The organism is Rhodococcus sp. EPR-134, from assembly GCF_001647205.1.
Classification (GTDB): Bacteria; Actinomycetota; Actinomycetes; order Mycobacteriales; family Mycobacteriaceae; genus Rhodococcus_F; species Rhodococcus_F qingshengii.
In genome coordinates, this window is sequence record NZ_LVCT01000771.1 from 1 (window position 1) to 13,758 (window position 13,758).

A 13,758-nucleotide genomic window follows, 5' to 3' on the forward strand; every position below is an offset into this window, starting at 1 on the left:
ACTTGTCTGCCTCGTCGGGTCCCACCCAGTAGTGCTTCACGTCGTCGAGGACCGGCAACAGCACGTAGAGGTGCCGAAGGGCACTCTGCACCGTGTGTTCCCCGGTGAGCGTCAACGACACGAAGTCGGAGTTTCCCCACGTCGGCAGGTGCGGATCAAGCTGCACCGGTATCGCGGCCACATCCCAGCCCAGCGGCTCGAACAACCGACGAGGCAATTCCGCATCGCCGCCGCACGGAACCACCGGAATCGAGACGGTCAACGCGAGTTCGGTTCCGACGAGTTCCGGGTGCGACTTGCACGTTCCCGTCAACGCGGTGCGAAACAGCTTCGACAGAGCAACCGAGAGTATGGACGACGCCGCATACGGCCGATCGTTGACATACTCACCCAGCGAAAAGTTGTCGCCACTCTTGCCGCGTCGATACCTACTCTGCACAAGTTCGATGGGGTCGACGTCCACAATCACTGCCACCGTGGTCTTTTCGGCTGAGGCCTCCGGGTACAGAACCGTGGCGGTGCCGATCGCCAAGTCGAAGCTTTGCACGCGGTCGGGATGTTTGTGCAGCAGGTAGCTCAACGCGGTCGCATCAGGAGTCTGCGGGGTCGGGGTGGACGTCAGTGTGAGTAGCACCAGGCGAATGTAGCCCGGCAAACGTCCGGGGCGCCTCCGATTTACGCGCCCGCGGCCGTCAGAACAAAGTGAGAGCTGCTCCCGCACCCACCAGTTCCCGGGGCGCCTCACGCGGCTCACTGCCAGCTGCACTGACGTCTCGATGCTCCGAACGACCACCCAACCCATGGCGCTCGACCAATGGCTCGACACGGCTTGCGAGCCAACGCTTGTATTCGGGAGTGACATACGCGCCCCGCCCGTACAGCTCGCGGTAGCGACGGATGAGCGCCGGATGTTCCTGAGCAAGCCAATTCATGAACCAACCCCGAGTACTCCCCCGCAGGTGCATCGGGAAGACCGTCACACTCGTCGCACCGGCTTCGGACAGTGCCTCGAACAGCCCGTCGAGATGACTGGTGGAGTCGGTGAGGAACGGAATGACCGGCGCCACCATGACATTGCACGAGAATCCCGCGTCGGTGATGGCGCGGATCATCTCGAGACGCGCCCGCGGCGACGGGGTACCAGGCTCGATCTGCTTCTGAAGTGCAGCGTCGTTGATCGCCAACGACACTCCGATTCCGACGTCGACCTGCGCCGCCGCCATTTTCAACAGCGGCAGGTCCCGTCGGAGCAAAGTTCCCTTCGTCAAGATCGAGAAGGGAGTTCCGGATTCGGTCAACGCGCGAATAATGCCGGGCATCAAGCGGTATCGGCCCTCCGCTCGCTGATAGGGATCGGTGTTGGTACCCAGTGCCACCGCCTCCCGCTTCCAGGACTTTCGCGCCAACTCTTTGCGGAGCACCGCGGCAATGTTCGTCTTCACGACCACTTGGGAGTCGAAATCCGCGCCGGCGTCGAGGTCGAGATACTCGTGACTCGGTCTCGCGAAACAATATCGGCATGCGTGCGAGCAACCACGAAAAGCGTTGACGGTGAAGCTGAACGGCAACGTCGACTCTTCGGGCATCTTGTTGAGCGCGCTCTTGCAGAGCACCTCGTGAAACGTGATTCCCTCGAACTCGGGAGTCTGCACGGAGCGAACCAACCCGGCTCGTTCGAGTCCGGGTAGCGCTCCGTCATCTGCATCCAATGCCTGACCCGACCACCTCATGGCCCCAAGTCGAACACTTGTTCTAAGGTATGTCAAGATGGAGCGAATACCTGACCGTGCCTCACCACGGCCGGGAAGTTGTTGGCAGAATTCGGTGCATGTCGAACAGAATCAATATTTCGTCCGGTTCCGAATGGGAACCCAAGATCGGTTACTCCCGTGCCGTGCGCATCGGTAACCAGATCGCAGTCTCCGGCACCACCGCTCCTGGTGAGACCCTCACAGATCAGACCCGCGCAGCGCTCGAAACTATCAAGGCAGCACTTGCCGAGGCCGGCGCCTCGCTCGACGACGTCATCCGCACTCGCATGTACCTGCGCGACATGACGCAGTGGGAGCAGGCCGCTCTCGCGCACGGTGAAGTGTTCGGCGAGATTCGTCCCGCCACGACGATCCTCGAGGTCAGCTCGCTGATCGACCCCGCTCTGCTCATCGAGATCGAGGCCGACGCGGTTCTCAGCTGATCGCCAATCCGGACATTTGTGAAATGGGCGCCTAGTCTGAGCCGATGAAACCGATGCGGCTGTATCCGTTGACGCTCGCGCTCGGCATCACCGCCGCTTTCCTCTCGCCCGGTTCTGCACTCGCAGAACCGGGCGAGAGTCTTTCGACGGCTTGCGGCAGCCAGTTGAGCAATGCCGAGGTGGGCCGGATTGCCGAACTCAGCGACGTCACGACCCTGAACGGTGCCGGACTGCCTCGGCTCGAGACCGCTGTCGAACGTCATCGTGAGATCACGTCGATCCTCGTCTCACACCACGATTGGCGAGGCTTGTTCTCCATCGGCCTCGACGCTGTCGAACACGAGGCGGTGATGCCGCTGCAGCGAGACCCTGCGGCCTTCGCCGATGACGAGTGGGCCCATTCCGTCAGCTTCGAATTGCTGCGCAGGTACCTGGTGAACGTCCATGCGGAGTTCACCGGTACTCCCACCGATCCGGCGTGGAGCAACTACTTCGCCCTGACACGTCAGTGCGACGCCAGTCCAGCACGGGTCGCCATGGCCGGCTACAACGCGCATCTCACCGTCGACCTCGCTCACGCCGTCGCCACGTCCGGAACCACTGCGGAGGATGTCCCCGATTTTTACAAGATCGTCGATTCCATTGCCGTCAAGGGTGGTTCGATCGTGACCCTCACCAAGGCCGAGTACGACGCCGATCTGGGGCCGCTCTGGCGGTTCTACTTCGTCGGCGAAGGACTCGACCGATTGGCCGGAAACTCGCAGCCCTCGGAACTGCTGCTCCGCGCCGCCGACAGCGGATACAACACCATCACGCTGGCCAACGGATTCGCCCTCCAGAATCCGCAGACACGTCCGGGCGCAGAACAGGAGATCGACGCACTCTGGCGTACTACAGATTCCGCTCTCGACGTACTCTCGCGACTCGGGGGTCTCTGACATCTCACCCTCCGCTGCCTGAACCGGACACACCTGCGACAATGACCCCATGACGGGGCACTCGACGGGGCAAGGCATGCAGAGTCCCGCCATGCGCCGGGTGCGAGACCTGTTGCGCGGGCCCGCAATTGTCTGCGATGGCCGAGCAACCATCCGCGAGGCCGCGAAGTTGATGACCGACGCGGGCCGCCGCGCTGTTGTGATCCCGACGGAGACAACCGGTTTCGGAATCTTCACCGAAGGTGACCTACGTGCTCGTGTGGTAGTCGGTGGTATCGACAGCAATCAGCCGGTATCAACGGTGATGACGCCGTCAGCAGTGACAGTCGATCCGGATCGATTGGGCGCCGACGCCGTGACCGACATGCTCGAGTACGGATTGCGCCATCTCCCGGTCGTGACCGAGGCAGGCGCACTGATGGGTGTGCTCGAACTCAGCGACCTCCTGACTTCGGCCACCAATCAGGGTTTCGAACTGCGCGCAGCGCTCGCCACAGCACAGGACGACGCCCACCTCGTCGAAACAGCCCGCGCGGTCCCTGTTCTGGTGACGGAATTGGTGGCGTCACGGGTCTCTCCGCTCGACATCGGCGCGACGCTGGCCGTGCTGATCGACGTAACAGTCAGGCGAGCCATAGAATTGGTGGTGGGCGGAGACGAGCGACCGGATTTCGCGTGGCTGTCGCTCGGCAGCGTCGCCAGGCGTGAAGCGCTCCCCTCTTCGGATATCGACAGTGCGCTGGTGTGGGGGGGCGAATCTCATCACGAGGGAGCCGACGCCGCGAAGACCATCCACGACATCCTCGATCTCTGCGGGTTCCCTCGCGACACCAAGAACGCCGTCGCGACCCAGGCCAGGTTTGCTCGGACGCTCCCACAATGGCGCACTGCGCTGCGGAAATGGGTGTCCAACCCGTATCAGGACCAAGCCCTGGTCATGTTGTCGATGCTGGCGGACGCCCGTGTCGTCGCAGGCGATCCGGCGTTGGATCCTCGCCCTGCGGCGTTGGATCAACTGCGACTGCACCCGGCCGTCATGCGACTGCTCCTTCGCGAAGCCGTCGGGGACAAGGCAAAGCTCCATTCGTTCAAGGACGTGATGACGCGTCGGACCGGAACCGTCGACCTCAAAGCCAGCGCCGTCCAACCGATCGTGAACATCGCTCGTTGGGCGGGGATTTCCGTGGGCGCCCGCACGAGTTCGACACTCGAACGCCTCAAGGCTGCAGCGGGAAGCGGTTTCCTACTCGACGACGACGCCCAGGTACTGATCGAATCTTTCGAGGTGTTGCAGCAGATTCGTGTCCGCCACCAGACCGATCAGTTCGCGGCAGGTCGGCCACCGACCGACGAAGTCGTGATCTCCGAACTCACTCCGCTCTCGCGGAGCTTGCTGAGCAATGCAGTGCGCGAGGTCGCAGGTGTGCAACGACGACTCGAATATGCCGCGTCCGCGTCGGCGCTACCCGACATCGATCCGTGAATCGCACTGCGCTCGAACAGGTTCTGGCGGCGGAGCGCCTCGAAGGCTGGGATCCGAGCGATGAACAGATCGCGGAACTCGAGGCCGTGATGATCGGGATGCTTTCTCGGCGTGAGTATTTCGAGCAGGAATTGGCGCGAGCCGTCGGCCTCTCGTCTGCGATTCCCCCGCGGATCCGCTGGCGACGATCAGCGCCGTACGTCTATCGCGGTACATCGGTTCTCGAGAACAATTTCGACGTACGAGATCCCGCCGCACTGCAATCACTCGAGTTCGCGGCGACCGCGCTTCGCCTGGGTGAGGCGCATCTCGGCAGCGACCTCGTACAGCACACGCGAGACACAGCCGAACTTCTCCTGCTTCACCAGCACGTTTTCCAAGATCTGTACCAGTGGGCCGGCCACATCAGAACCGTCGACATCAGGAAAGGTGCGGCAACGTTTGCTCCGGTCTCGGCGATTCGGAACTACCTGTCCGAGGTGGAAGAGATCATCGCCGCCGTCGATTGGGTAGCGCTCGATAACGGCGCTGCGTCGTTCGCGCTCGCATCGGTGTACTCGACGCTCAATCATGCCCACCCGTTTCGGGAAGGAAACGGGCGAACCGGAACCCTCTTCCTGCACCGACTCGCCGCGGACACCCGGTATCAGCTCGACTTGTCGCGGGTGAGCAGAACCGAGTGGGTATCCGCGTCGAGGGATTCTGCGCCTTTCCGGCCCACCGGAACCCCGTCGCCTCGCCCGTTCATCGATCTGTTCAATCGCGCGCTGACTCGCTGACGCAGACATCTGCAACCGTTCCAGGCGGACTGAACACCGTTACTGCTGAGTGAGCACCGCTTCCGCCACACTCGAAGCGGTGCTCACTCTAAGACGACTGTGCTCACTCGACCATCAACCGGGCAGCGCGAACTCCCCTGCGTCGGACCAGCGCTGACGCTCGGCCCCGAACGCGACGGACTGCATCGCGCGGAACTCCTCGATCGAGCGCGAGTTCGACGCGAGGAACTCCTGATGCTCGGCCAGCGAGAAGCTGCCGTCCTCGATCTCGACGCCCCCGCCGCGGCCGGCGGCGGTGTCCGCGCGCAGATCCATCAACTCTTCCGGCTCGACGGGGTACCAGGAGATCCGGTCGAAGAATCGCAGCAACCACGGAGTGCCCTCCTCGAACGGCCCGGACTTCGCGGGGTGGCGGTGATTCCACACCTGCGTCGTACGTCCGACGAACTGGTACCCGCCTGGGCCTTCCATGCCGTAGATGCAGAGGTACGCCCCACCGATCCCGACGGCGTTTTCGGGGGTCCAGGTGCGGGCGGGGTTGTACTTGGTCGTGACCAGACGATGACGCGGATCGAGCGGCGTCGCGACCGGCGCTCCGAGGTAGACGTCACCGAGTCCGAGCACCATGTATTCGGCGCCGAAGACGGTGTCGAACACGTCGTTCACGGATTCGAGACCGTTCATCCGGCGGATGAACTCGATGTTCCACGGGCACCACGGCGCGTCGGCGCGAACCCCGTGCATGTACCGCTGGATCGCTTCGCGCGTTGCCGGGTCGTCCCACGACAGTGGCATCCGCACAGTGCGACTGGGCACAACGAGTTCGTTGGCCGCCGGCAAGGTGTCCTCCGCCTCGGCGAGCATTCCCATCAGCTTGCGGACGGGCAGCACGTCCGGGTCAACGCGGACCTGCAGGCTGCGGATTCCCGGGGTGAGATCGAGTAGTCCGGCCGGCTTCTCGGCTTCGAGTCGCTGATGCAGTGCATGAGCACGCGCACGTAACGCCAGGTCGAGATTCATGTCGCCGTAGTCGACCAAAACGTTGTCGTCGCCTGAGCGCCGGTACGTGACCGTGGTGTCGCCGTCACGACGGGCTATGACGCCGTCGTCGCCGTCACCACCGGAGGAATGAACAACCGAATTGGACGCTCGACGCGATACTCCGAGGTCACGCCGGGAGGCTGCCCGTTCGGCGCGGACCGGCACGAAGCGAATCTTGTTCCCGGGAGCCAACTGTCCGAGCTTCCAGCGATCAGCGGACACCACTGTGATCGGGCAGACGAAGCCGCCGAGGCTCGGTCCGTCTGGTCCGAGGAGGATGGGCGTGTCGCCGGTGAAGTCGAGTGCACCGATCGAATACGCGTTGTCGTGGATGTTCGAAGGGTGAAGTCCGGCTTCGCCGCCGGTGGTTCTGGCCCAGTCTGGTTTCGGACCTATCAACCGGACACCGGTGCGGTCGGAGTTGAAGTGGACCTCGTACTCGGTCGCGTACAGCGTGTCGATGTCGGAGCGGGTGAAGAACTCCGGCGCCCCGTGCGGGCCCTCGGTCACCGCAAGTTCCCAGCACGTGTGTATCGCCGGAACATGCTCGGCGGGAACAGCTCCCGCGACCCCGGTCGCCTGTCCGAGTTTGAGAACGTCTCCTGCCCGCAGAGTCCTACCTTCGTGTCCCCCGAACCTGCCCAGGGTGAAGGTCGACGCACTGCCGAGATAGTCGTCGGTCTCGATTCCGCCCTGTACGAGTACGTAGATGCGCAGTCCCGGGCCGCTGACCGTTCCGACGTCGAGCACCGATCCAGCGGGGACGAGAACGGGACGCCACTGACCGTGTACGACGCCGTCGACGGTCACCGACACCGGGGCACCCGTGATGCAGACCGTGGTGTCTTCGTCGAACGTCATGGCAGGTCCGGCCATCGCGCATTCGATGCCGGGGGCGCCTTCGGGGTTTCCGAGTGCGGTGTTTCCCAACCGAAACGACAGGTCGTCCATCGGGCCCGATGGTGGGACTCCGATCTGCCAGTATCCGACGCGTCCTGGATAGTCCTGAACCGTCGTCAGCATTCCGGGACGCACGATGGTCAGTTTTGCGTTCATTCGTCTGCTCCCGGCCGTGTGACGATCATGCGGACGGCCGTGGGATCGAAGCCGTTGCACGGGTTGTTGATCTGCGGGCAGTTGGACACGAGGACGAGCACGTCACGTTCGGCACGCAACGCGAGCCGCTTGCCTGGTGCCGACAGTCCGTCGACGATTCCGAGTGTGCCGTCGGGGTCGACCGGGACGTTCATGAAGAAGTTGATGTTGGACACCAGGTCCCGCTTACCGAGCCCCCATTTTGCGCCCTCGACGAGGAAGTTCTCGACGCACGCGTGCTGATGCTTGGTGTGGTGGCCGTATCGCAGGGTGTTCGATTCCTGTGAGCACGCGCCGCCGACGGTGTCGTGGTTTCCGACCTCGTCTGCGACCAGGGTCATGAGTGGAGTTCCGTCGTCACTGCGGAGCACGGAGCCTGTGGACAGAAACAGGTTCTTCTGGGCTGTGACCGTCGCTGCTGCCGAGTACCGAACGCTGTGATCGTCACCGGCGTAGACGAGGGTGTCGACGGCTTGATTTCCGTGTAGATCGACGACGGTCAGAACGTCACCGGCACGGACAACTGCGGACCACGGCCCGAATGCGTCAGCAATCTCGTCGAGGATCACCGTTCCGGGAACGAGGGCGGGGACATCCAAGGTGGTGGTCATGCGATCTCCTCCAGGTTCGAAGCCGTCCAGGCATCTTCGGTATTGAGCACTGCGCGTTGGTATTCCGGCCCGAGATCGTCAAGGCCGCCGAGTTCGTCGGCCGCGTTCCACGCGAGCACTTCGAGGGACGTGGTGGGAAACTGCGGCGCCGGATCGAGTGGGTGCGCGGTGTTGGCGATCATCACGATGACGGGCAGGTGGATCAGAAGGTCGACCGTTGCGCCTGAGCCGGCGGACCCCGTACTGGTGAGAGCGCCGTCCGCCTCGACGCGGACACCATGGAAGAAGGACAACGGAGGCGCGATGTCCTGCGGCCCGAGCCCGTTCTTCGCGGCAGCGACGGTGAACAGTTCACGCCCGGCGGGTGAGGCACTGTGCAGCGAGCCCTGCCCGTACTTCGCCTCGTTGGTGGCGCGTGACGTCGTTCCGCAGAACGCGTCGTGGTGACCCGACGTGTCTGCGACCACGGTCGCAAGTACTCGCCCCTGATCGGAGAGCAACGGGTGCCCGACGCCGAGATAGGCCTGCCATGGCACCTTGACGGTATCGGCGACGTTGAGACGCTCCCAGGGGGCGTCGGCGCGATAGAGCAAGATGTTTGCGCAGGCGCTGCCAGCGATGTCGCGAAGTCGCAATCGGGTTCCACGTGCGAGAACCTTGGTCGTGTACCGCCCACCCGGCACGGTCTCAGCCCAGGTCAGACGTTCGGGAGCGACGTCTTCGGGTGGGTTCGGCCAACGCGTTGCCGGCAATACGGGCATGGAATCGGTGATCGTTCCAGCTTGAGACCGGGCATGCTCGCGCGCTCCGGCGGTGGTCTGAGTACTCATGGTCAGGCTCCGATCGTGACGGGATTCGGGGTGGCGCGGCCACGCGGGAAGCAAGCGACTCCCAGCCCCACCACCAGCGCTATCGTGATGGGCGCGGCCCACTGCAGAATGGGGTACTCCCCCGTGGGGTTGAAGATCTCGGCTCGTGGCCAGGACAGGTTGATCACCATCAGCGCGCCGTACACAACTGCGGCGATGTTGACCGGAACTCCCCAGATGCCCAGGGAGAAAAGCTTTTTGCCTTCGGCGTCGAACTTGGGGCCGACAGCGGTGCGCGGCCATCCCTTGAGACGCTGAACCAGCAGCGGCACGGTCACCATGAGGTAGGCCAAGTAGATCAAGATGATGCATACGCTGGACAGGGTTGCAAAAATTGCCGAGTTGCCTACGTTGACGGCCAGGACGGCAATGCAGACCAGACCGATGAGGACGGACGGCGCGATAGGTGTTCCGGTTCGGGGGTTGACCTTTGCCAGTATCTGCGAGGCAGGCAGGCGCCCGTCGCGGGCCATGGAGAACATCAGCCGTGAAGCAGCAGTCTGAATGGCCAAGGTGCACACGAACACTGCGATCGAGACGTCGATCAACAAGACCGTGCCCCACGGCGAACTCAGAATGGAGGTCAGTACGTACGGCAAACCTTCCGTGGCCAGGCGTCCGTCGGTCAGTGAGGGCGCTGCCATCAACGCGCCGAGGATCATCAAGCCGCCGCCGAGCGCGGAAGCGGAGAGTGCAAGGCGGATCGTACGAGGTGCGACGCGTCGGGGGTTGCGGGTCTCTTCGGCCAGTTCGCCTGCCGAACCGAAGCCGACCATGACGTAAGCAGCCATCAGTCCGGACATGATCCACGCCCAGGCGTATCCGGGCTGACCGCCGGCACTGCCGGTGTCGAAGACGACGTCCGGTCCGCGCTGAGCGTGGGTGAAGAACATCCCGATCACTGCGATGACACCGACGATTTCGCAGGTCACGCCAATGTTGTTGATACGCGACATCCAGTTGACGCCGATGCAGTTGATAAAGGTGGTCAGAACCAGAAGTACCGATCCGAGCAGCACGGCGTTGGCGGCACCACTCGATGAGGTGAGTGCGCTGTCCTCGCCGATGATCTGGAACCCGCTCCACACATTGGGGAGCACGACCTGCAAGGCGATCGCGGCGGCCGATGCAGTGACGATCTGAGCGATAATCATGAACCAACCGGCGAACCAGCCGACGATCTCACCACCCATCCGCCGCGACCACTGGTAGATGGCACCCGAAATCGGATATCTGGCAGCAAGTTCCGCGAAGTTGAGAGCGACCATGAACTGACCGATGAAGACGACCGGCCACGTCCAGAAGAATGCCGGACCCGCGAAACCGAAACCGAGGCCGAACAATTGGAAGATCGTGGTGAGGATGGAGACGAAGGAGAAGCCCGCGGCGAAAGACGCGAACTTTCCCAGCGATCGATGCAGCTGCTGCTCGTAGCCGAACTCCGCGAGGTCACCGTCGTCGTGAGGCGAAGAGGCGAGTGCGGATGCGGTGGTGGGCTGCGCAGCCGGGGTGGTTGCACTCAACGGCGTACTCCTTCGGCGAAGCGATTCAGAGGCGAATAACTGTCGATTGATAGTTTTCGCGAAATCCACTCGCCGCAGGTGACGCCCGCGTATACGATTCGCCTGATTCTGTAACAGGCTCGTTGAGTACGTTTCGAGCACGTGACCGAATGCTCACAGCGGCGGCCATCCCGCACGTAAGGCCGCAGCCTGCCACTATGGAAGGCGTGACCAACGCCGGCCCCGGACGACCCCGCCTGACCGCTCGCCGACGCCCGGGTGGCACTGCCCGGGCGGAGATCTTGGATGCAGCCGCTGAACTGTTCACCACCCGAGGCTTCGCCGCGACGTCCACACGCCACATCGCCGAAGCAGTCGGAATGCGTCAGGCGTCGCTGTACAACCATTTCGCCACCAAGGACGACATTCTGGTTGCACTTCTCGCCGACACCGTGACGCCGGCGCTCGACTTCGCGGAGAATCTCAGGCCACTCGACACCGCACCCGAGGTCAAGCTGTACGCACTTTCGTACATCGACGCGGCACAACTGATCACCGGACGGTGGAACCTCGGCGTCCTTTATCTCTTACCGGAACTGAGAAGTGACAGGTTCATGTCGTTCCGAGCCGATCGCGATCGGCTTCGCGAGCAATACCGGGCACTCGCCCAGGATGTGCTCGACGCGATTGACGATCCATCATCAACGCACCTGGCCGAGCTTCCGTTTCGCCTGGTAGAAAGTGTGATCAGCGCGCGAGCCGACGCGCTCGAAGGCACCCCGATTCCCGACGCCGCTGTCATCGCCGGGTCGGCGCTGCACATTCTTGGGTGGCGCCAGGATCTTGACCCCATCCATACGGAAGCGGCAACGATCATTGCGAACGCAGAAACGCCGAAACTGTCCGGGGCTGCATCAGCTCCGGACAATTTCGACGCATTGAGGACCTAAACGGCCACGAGACTAGACCGAGAGGGACTGTCCCGGGAAGATCAGGTTGATGTTCGGAACCTGGCTGGCGAGGTTCTCGAGCGAGATGCCGTGTGCAGCAGCGATCTTCGACAGGGTGTCGCCTGCCTTGACCACGTAGTTGCCGCTTCCGGTGCTTGCTGCCGGAGCCGACTCGACGGAAGCCTCAGCGGTGACGGGGGCGGCTGCGGCCTCGTAGTTGCCTGCGGTGGTGCCGGTGGTCAGGTACTGACCGCAGACGGGCCATGCGCCGACGCCCTGGCCTGCGAGAACGTTCTCGGCGACACGGATCTGCTCGGCCTGGCTGGCGTTGGCAGCGTTGCCCGATCCACCGAATGCGTTCCAGGTGCTCTGCGTGAACTGCAGACCACCGTAGAAGCCGTTTCCGGTGTTGGCGGCCCAGTTACCGGAGGACTCGCAGTTTGCGACTCCGGACCAGTCGTGGCCGGCTGCCGAAGCGGTGCCGGTGCTCATGGCGAGCGGGATCGCGACGACTGCGCCTGCGGTTGCAACTGCGCCGAGGGCGCGCTTGAAGGTGATGCTGGTCATTGGGTAAATCCTCTCCGCTACCGCGGACGAGGTCGGCCCGGACGCTTTCACGTCTCGTCGATCGACTCGTCTGTTTCACTCCTGCCCCGCGAAGGTTTCGGGAGTACCGGACCCGCGGGGCAGAAGCACGCAGTTGCGGGTCGGTGTTTGCCCGGTAGTTTCGGGCTGTCAACGACCGTAGGTGATGGTCACGGATTGGTCACGGGGCAGTTTTCCGGCACTGCTGTACCAGACTCAGTCGAAACTCGAGCAATAACCACAGGTCAACTAATTGATTCGAGCTTCAACCATACCGATCGTTATCCGTCCGTTATGTGGCAACCGTCACGGTGATTTTGTGACCCACCACACCGAAACAGGCCGTGTCGGACCGCCAACGAGGATCCTGGGGATGTTAAGAGATTCCTGGCAACAGGAAAAACCAACCGCCCCAATCATTATGGAGAATGGACTGGTGATCATCGCAGTAGAAGGACCCAGCGCCGCCGGCAAGACCACCTGGTGCCGAACCCAACTCGGTGGCGAATCCGCGGCGGAGAGATTCGTCGCCGAGTATCAGCCCACCGGGTTCGAGCCGGACGGTACGGATCTCGACCTTCAGGCAAGTTACTGGACAACGGTCAATTCGAAGCGATGGTCGCAAGCGGAAGATCTCGAAGCGAGAACCGGTATCGCGCTCTGCGACAGCGACCCGCTGAAACTGCACTACAGCTGGTGTCTCGCTGCGGTGGGCGCAGCACCTCGGGAGCGATTCGAGTACGAGCTCGCGGCAGTCGAGACAGCTTTCGAGCACCTCGAACTGGGTTTCGCGGATCTGACCGTCATCTCGATACCGTCACCGGAGCAGCTTCTACTTCAGCGCGAAGGCGACCCCAGCCGCCGCCGACGGCATTTCGAGCTTCACGCGGCGCTCGCCGAGCCCCTCACCCACTGGTACTCGGCGGTGAACAGGGTAGATCCAGGTCGCGTTGTGTGGCGCTTTCCGACACAGCTCGATCTTTCGCGCTGTCCCCCGCCTCGATCGGATCGCAGCGATCCGGGCCTCCTTCGCGCGATGATCAACGAGCTGCCGCCTCTCCCCAGGTAGGGAGTGGCTGCTCGATCTCAGCGCGCTCGTTCGACCCTGGCCTCGTCCCACACCGGCGACTCGCTCTCGTACACGTTCCCATCCGATCCGAAGACGAGGAACCTGTCGAACCCGCGCGCGAACCAGCGATCGTGCGTGACCGAGATGACCGTGCCGGCAAACTGAGCAATGCCTTGCTCGAGCGCGTCAGCCGAATGAAGGTCGAGGTTGTCGGTCGGTTCGTCGAGCAACAACATCGTGGCGCCGGAGAGCTCGAGGAGCAGGATCTGCAATCGTGCCTGCTGACCGCCGGACAGGTCGTCGTACTTCTGTTCCGCAGCCTGGGACAATCCGTAACGGTCCAGCGCGCGGCTCGCCGCTTCGCGTCCCATTCCGCTGCGGTGTTCGTCGCCCATGTGCAGGATCTCGAGCAGCGTGTTTCCGGTCAGATCGGGTCTGGAGTGTGTCTGCGCAAACAATCCGGGACGTACCCGAGCACCCAGCGTCGCAGTACCCCCGTGCTCGACCGGCGCGATGTCGAGCGCCTCGACAGGCAGATGCTCGCTCCCCGGATCGGTCCCCCCACCCGCCAAGAGCCGAAGGAAATGCGACTTTCCGGATCCATTGGAGCCCAGCACGGCAACCCGATCTCCGTACCAGATC

Annotated in this window: 13 protein-coding genes and 1 pseudogene; 6 read left to right on the forward strand and 8 right to left on the reverse strand. The window is 63.1% G+C overall.

Annotation, left to right across the window (positions count from 1 at the left end; genetic code table 11):
* Together A2J01_RS33095 and A2J01_RS33100 are read right to left on the reverse strand one after the other, a co-directional pair.
* Positions 1-634, reverse strand: a pseudogene (locus A2J01_RS33095) (3' terminal RNA ribose 2'-O-methyltransferase Hen1); the annotation flags it as partial.
* Between the two features lie 58 nt (positions 635-692).
* Positions 693-1,730 (reverse strand): Rv2578c family radical SAM protein, encoded by a 1,038-nt coding sequence (locus A2J01_RS33100; protein ID WP_003944842.1) that lies wholly within the window; start codon positions 1,728-1,730, stop codon positions 693-695.
* A 98-nt stretch (positions 1,731-1,828) separates the two neighbouring features.
* Between A2J01_RS33100 and A2J01_RS33105 the strand changes: the two genes are divergently transcribed.
* From A2J01_RS33105 to A2J01_RS33120, 4 genes are read left to right on the forward strand one after another with little or no spacing between them, the layout of a single operon-like run.
* A complete protein-coding gene (locus A2J01_RS33105) occupies positions 1,829-2,194 on the forward strand; it encodes a RidA family protein (protein WP_019748335.1) in 366 nt (121 codons plus the stop codon).
* Between the two features lie 53 nt (positions 2,195-2,247).
* A complete protein-coding gene (locus A2J01_RS33110; protein ID WP_081305406.1) occupies positions 2,248-3,132 on the forward strand; it encodes a DUF5995 family protein in 885 nt (294 codons plus the stop codon).
* Between the two features lie 49 nt (positions 3,133-3,181).
* The gene (locus A2J01_RS33115) at positions 3,182-4,615 is read left to right on the forward strand and encodes a putative nucleotidyltransferase substrate binding domain-containing protein (protein WP_228232711.1); all 1,434 of its coding nucleotides are present in this window, start codon (positions 3,182-3,184) and stop codon (positions 4,613-4,615) included.
* Positions 4,612-5,394, forward strand: coding sequence for a Fic/DOC family protein (locus A2J01_RS33120; protein ID WP_050656329.1), 783 nt, complete (start codon positions 4,612-4,614; stop codon positions 5,392-5,394). The genes A2J01_RS33115 and A2J01_RS33120 overlap by 4 nt, the downstream gene beginning before the upstream one ends.
* A 114-nt stretch (positions 5,395-5,508) precedes the next feature.
* Here A2J01_RS33120 and A2J01_RS33125 read toward each other — a convergent pair whose 3' ends face one another.
* From A2J01_RS33125 to A2J01_RS33140, 4 genes are read right to left on the reverse strand one after another with little or no spacing between them, the layout of a single operon-like run.
* On the reverse strand, positions 5,509-7,491 hold the full coding sequence (locus A2J01_RS33125) for a 5-oxoprolinase/urea amidolyase family protein (protein WP_064114381.1): 1,983 nt from the start codon (positions 7,489-7,491) through the stop codon (positions 5,509-5,511).
* Positions 7,488-8,141 (reverse strand): urea amidolyase associated protein UAAP2, encoded by a 654-nt coding sequence (locus tag A2J01_RS33130; RefSeq protein WP_042919877.1) that lies wholly within the window; start codon positions 8,139-8,141, stop codon positions 7,488-7,490. The genes A2J01_RS33125 and A2J01_RS33130 overlap by 4 nt, the downstream gene beginning before the upstream one ends.
* Complete coding sequence (locus tag A2J01_RS33135) at positions 8,138-8,971, reverse strand: urea amidolyase associated protein UAAP1 (RefSeq protein ID WP_064075360.1); 834 nt, start codon at positions 8,969-8,971, stop codon at positions 8,138-8,140. The genes A2J01_RS33130 and A2J01_RS33135 overlap by 4 nt, the downstream gene beginning before the upstream one ends.
* A gap of 2 nt (positions 8,972-8,973) precedes the next feature.
* Positions 8,974-10,533 (reverse strand): amino acid permease, encoded by a 1,560-nt coding sequence (locus A2J01_RS33140; protein WP_064114382.1) that lies wholly within the window; start codon positions 10,531-10,533, stop codon positions 8,974-8,976.
* A 197-nt stretch (positions 10,534-10,730) separates the two neighbouring features.
* Here A2J01_RS33140 and A2J01_RS33145 point away from each other — a divergent pair, with 197 nt between their 5' ends.
* Positions 10,731-11,462: a TetR/AcrR family transcriptional regulator gene (locus A2J01_RS33145; RefSeq protein WP_054188193.1), complete on the forward strand. Its 732-nt coding sequence runs from the start codon at positions 10,731-10,733 to the stop codon at positions 11,460-11,462.
* A 12-nt stretch (positions 11,463-11,474) separates the two neighbouring features.
* Here A2J01_RS33145 and A2J01_RS33150 read toward each other — a convergent pair whose 3' ends face one another.
* Positions 11,475-12,029, reverse strand: a complete 555-nt coding sequence (locus A2J01_RS33150; protein WP_003944949.1) for a LysM peptidoglycan-binding domain-containing protein — start codon at positions 12,027-12,029, stop codon at positions 11,475-11,477.
* Positions 12,030-12,468: 439 nt separating this feature from the next.
* On the opposite strand from A2J01_RS33150, the gene A2J01_RS33155 reads away from it, so the two are divergent.
* The gene (locus tag A2J01_RS33155; RefSeq protein ID WP_007728105.1) at positions 12,469-13,116 is read left to right on the forward strand and encodes a hypothetical protein; all 648 of its coding nucleotides are present in this window, start codon (positions 12,469-12,471) and stop codon (positions 13,114-13,116) included.
* A 17-nt stretch (positions 13,117-13,133) separates the two neighbouring features.
* Here A2J01_RS33155 and A2J01_RS33160 read toward each other — a convergent pair.
* Positions 13,134-13,758, reverse strand: a 625-nt coding sequence (locus tag A2J01_RS33160; RefSeq protein WP_156519479.1) for an ATP-binding cassette domain-containing protein, incomplete at its 5' end; no start/stop codon positions are given.

What these genes read in the sequence shown, in the direction of transcription:
- A2J01_RS33100 (WP_003944842.1), bottom strand. Translation starts at nt 1,730, where the DNA reads ATGAGGTGGTCGGGTCAGGCATTGGATGCAGATGACGGAGCGCTACCC.
- A2J01_RS33105 (WP_019748335.1), top strand. Translation starts at nt 1,829, where the DNA reads ATGTCGAACAGAATCAATATTTCGTCCGGTTCCGAATGGGAACCCAAG.
- A2J01_RS33110 (WP_081305406.1), top strand. Translation starts at nt 2,248, where the DNA reads ATGCGGCTGTATCCGTTGACGCTCGCGCTCGGCATCACCGCCGCTTTC.
- A2J01_RS33115 (WP_228232711.1), top strand. Translation starts at nt 3,182, where the DNA reads ATGACGGGGCACTCGACGGGGCAAGGCATGCAGAGTCCCGCCATGCGC.
- A2J01_RS33125 (WP_064114381.1), bottom strand. Translation starts at nt 7,491, where the DNA reads ATGAACGCAAAACTGACCATCGTGCGTCCCGGAATGCTGACGACGGTT.
- A2J01_RS33130 (WP_042919877.1), bottom strand. Translation starts at nt 8,141, where the DNA reads ATGACCACCACCTTGGATGTCCCCGCCCTCGTTCCCGGAACGGTGATC.
- A2J01_RS33135 (WP_064075360.1), bottom strand. Translation starts at nt 8,971, where the DNA reads ATGAGTACTCAGACCACCGCCGGAGCGCGCGAGCATGCCCGGTCTCAA.
- A2J01_RS33145 (WP_054188193.1), top strand. Translation starts at nt 10,731, where the DNA reads ATGGAAGGCGTGACCAACGCCGGCCCCGGACGACCCCGCCTGACCGCT.
- A2J01_RS33150 (WP_003944949.1), bottom strand. Translation starts at nt 12,029, where the DNA reads ATGACCAGCATCACCTTCAAGCGCGCCCTCGGCGCAGTTGCAACCGCA.
- A2J01_RS33155 (WP_007728105.1), top strand. Translation starts at nt 12,469, where the DNA reads ATGGAGAATGGACTGGTGATCATCGCAGTAGAAGGACCCAGCGCCGCC.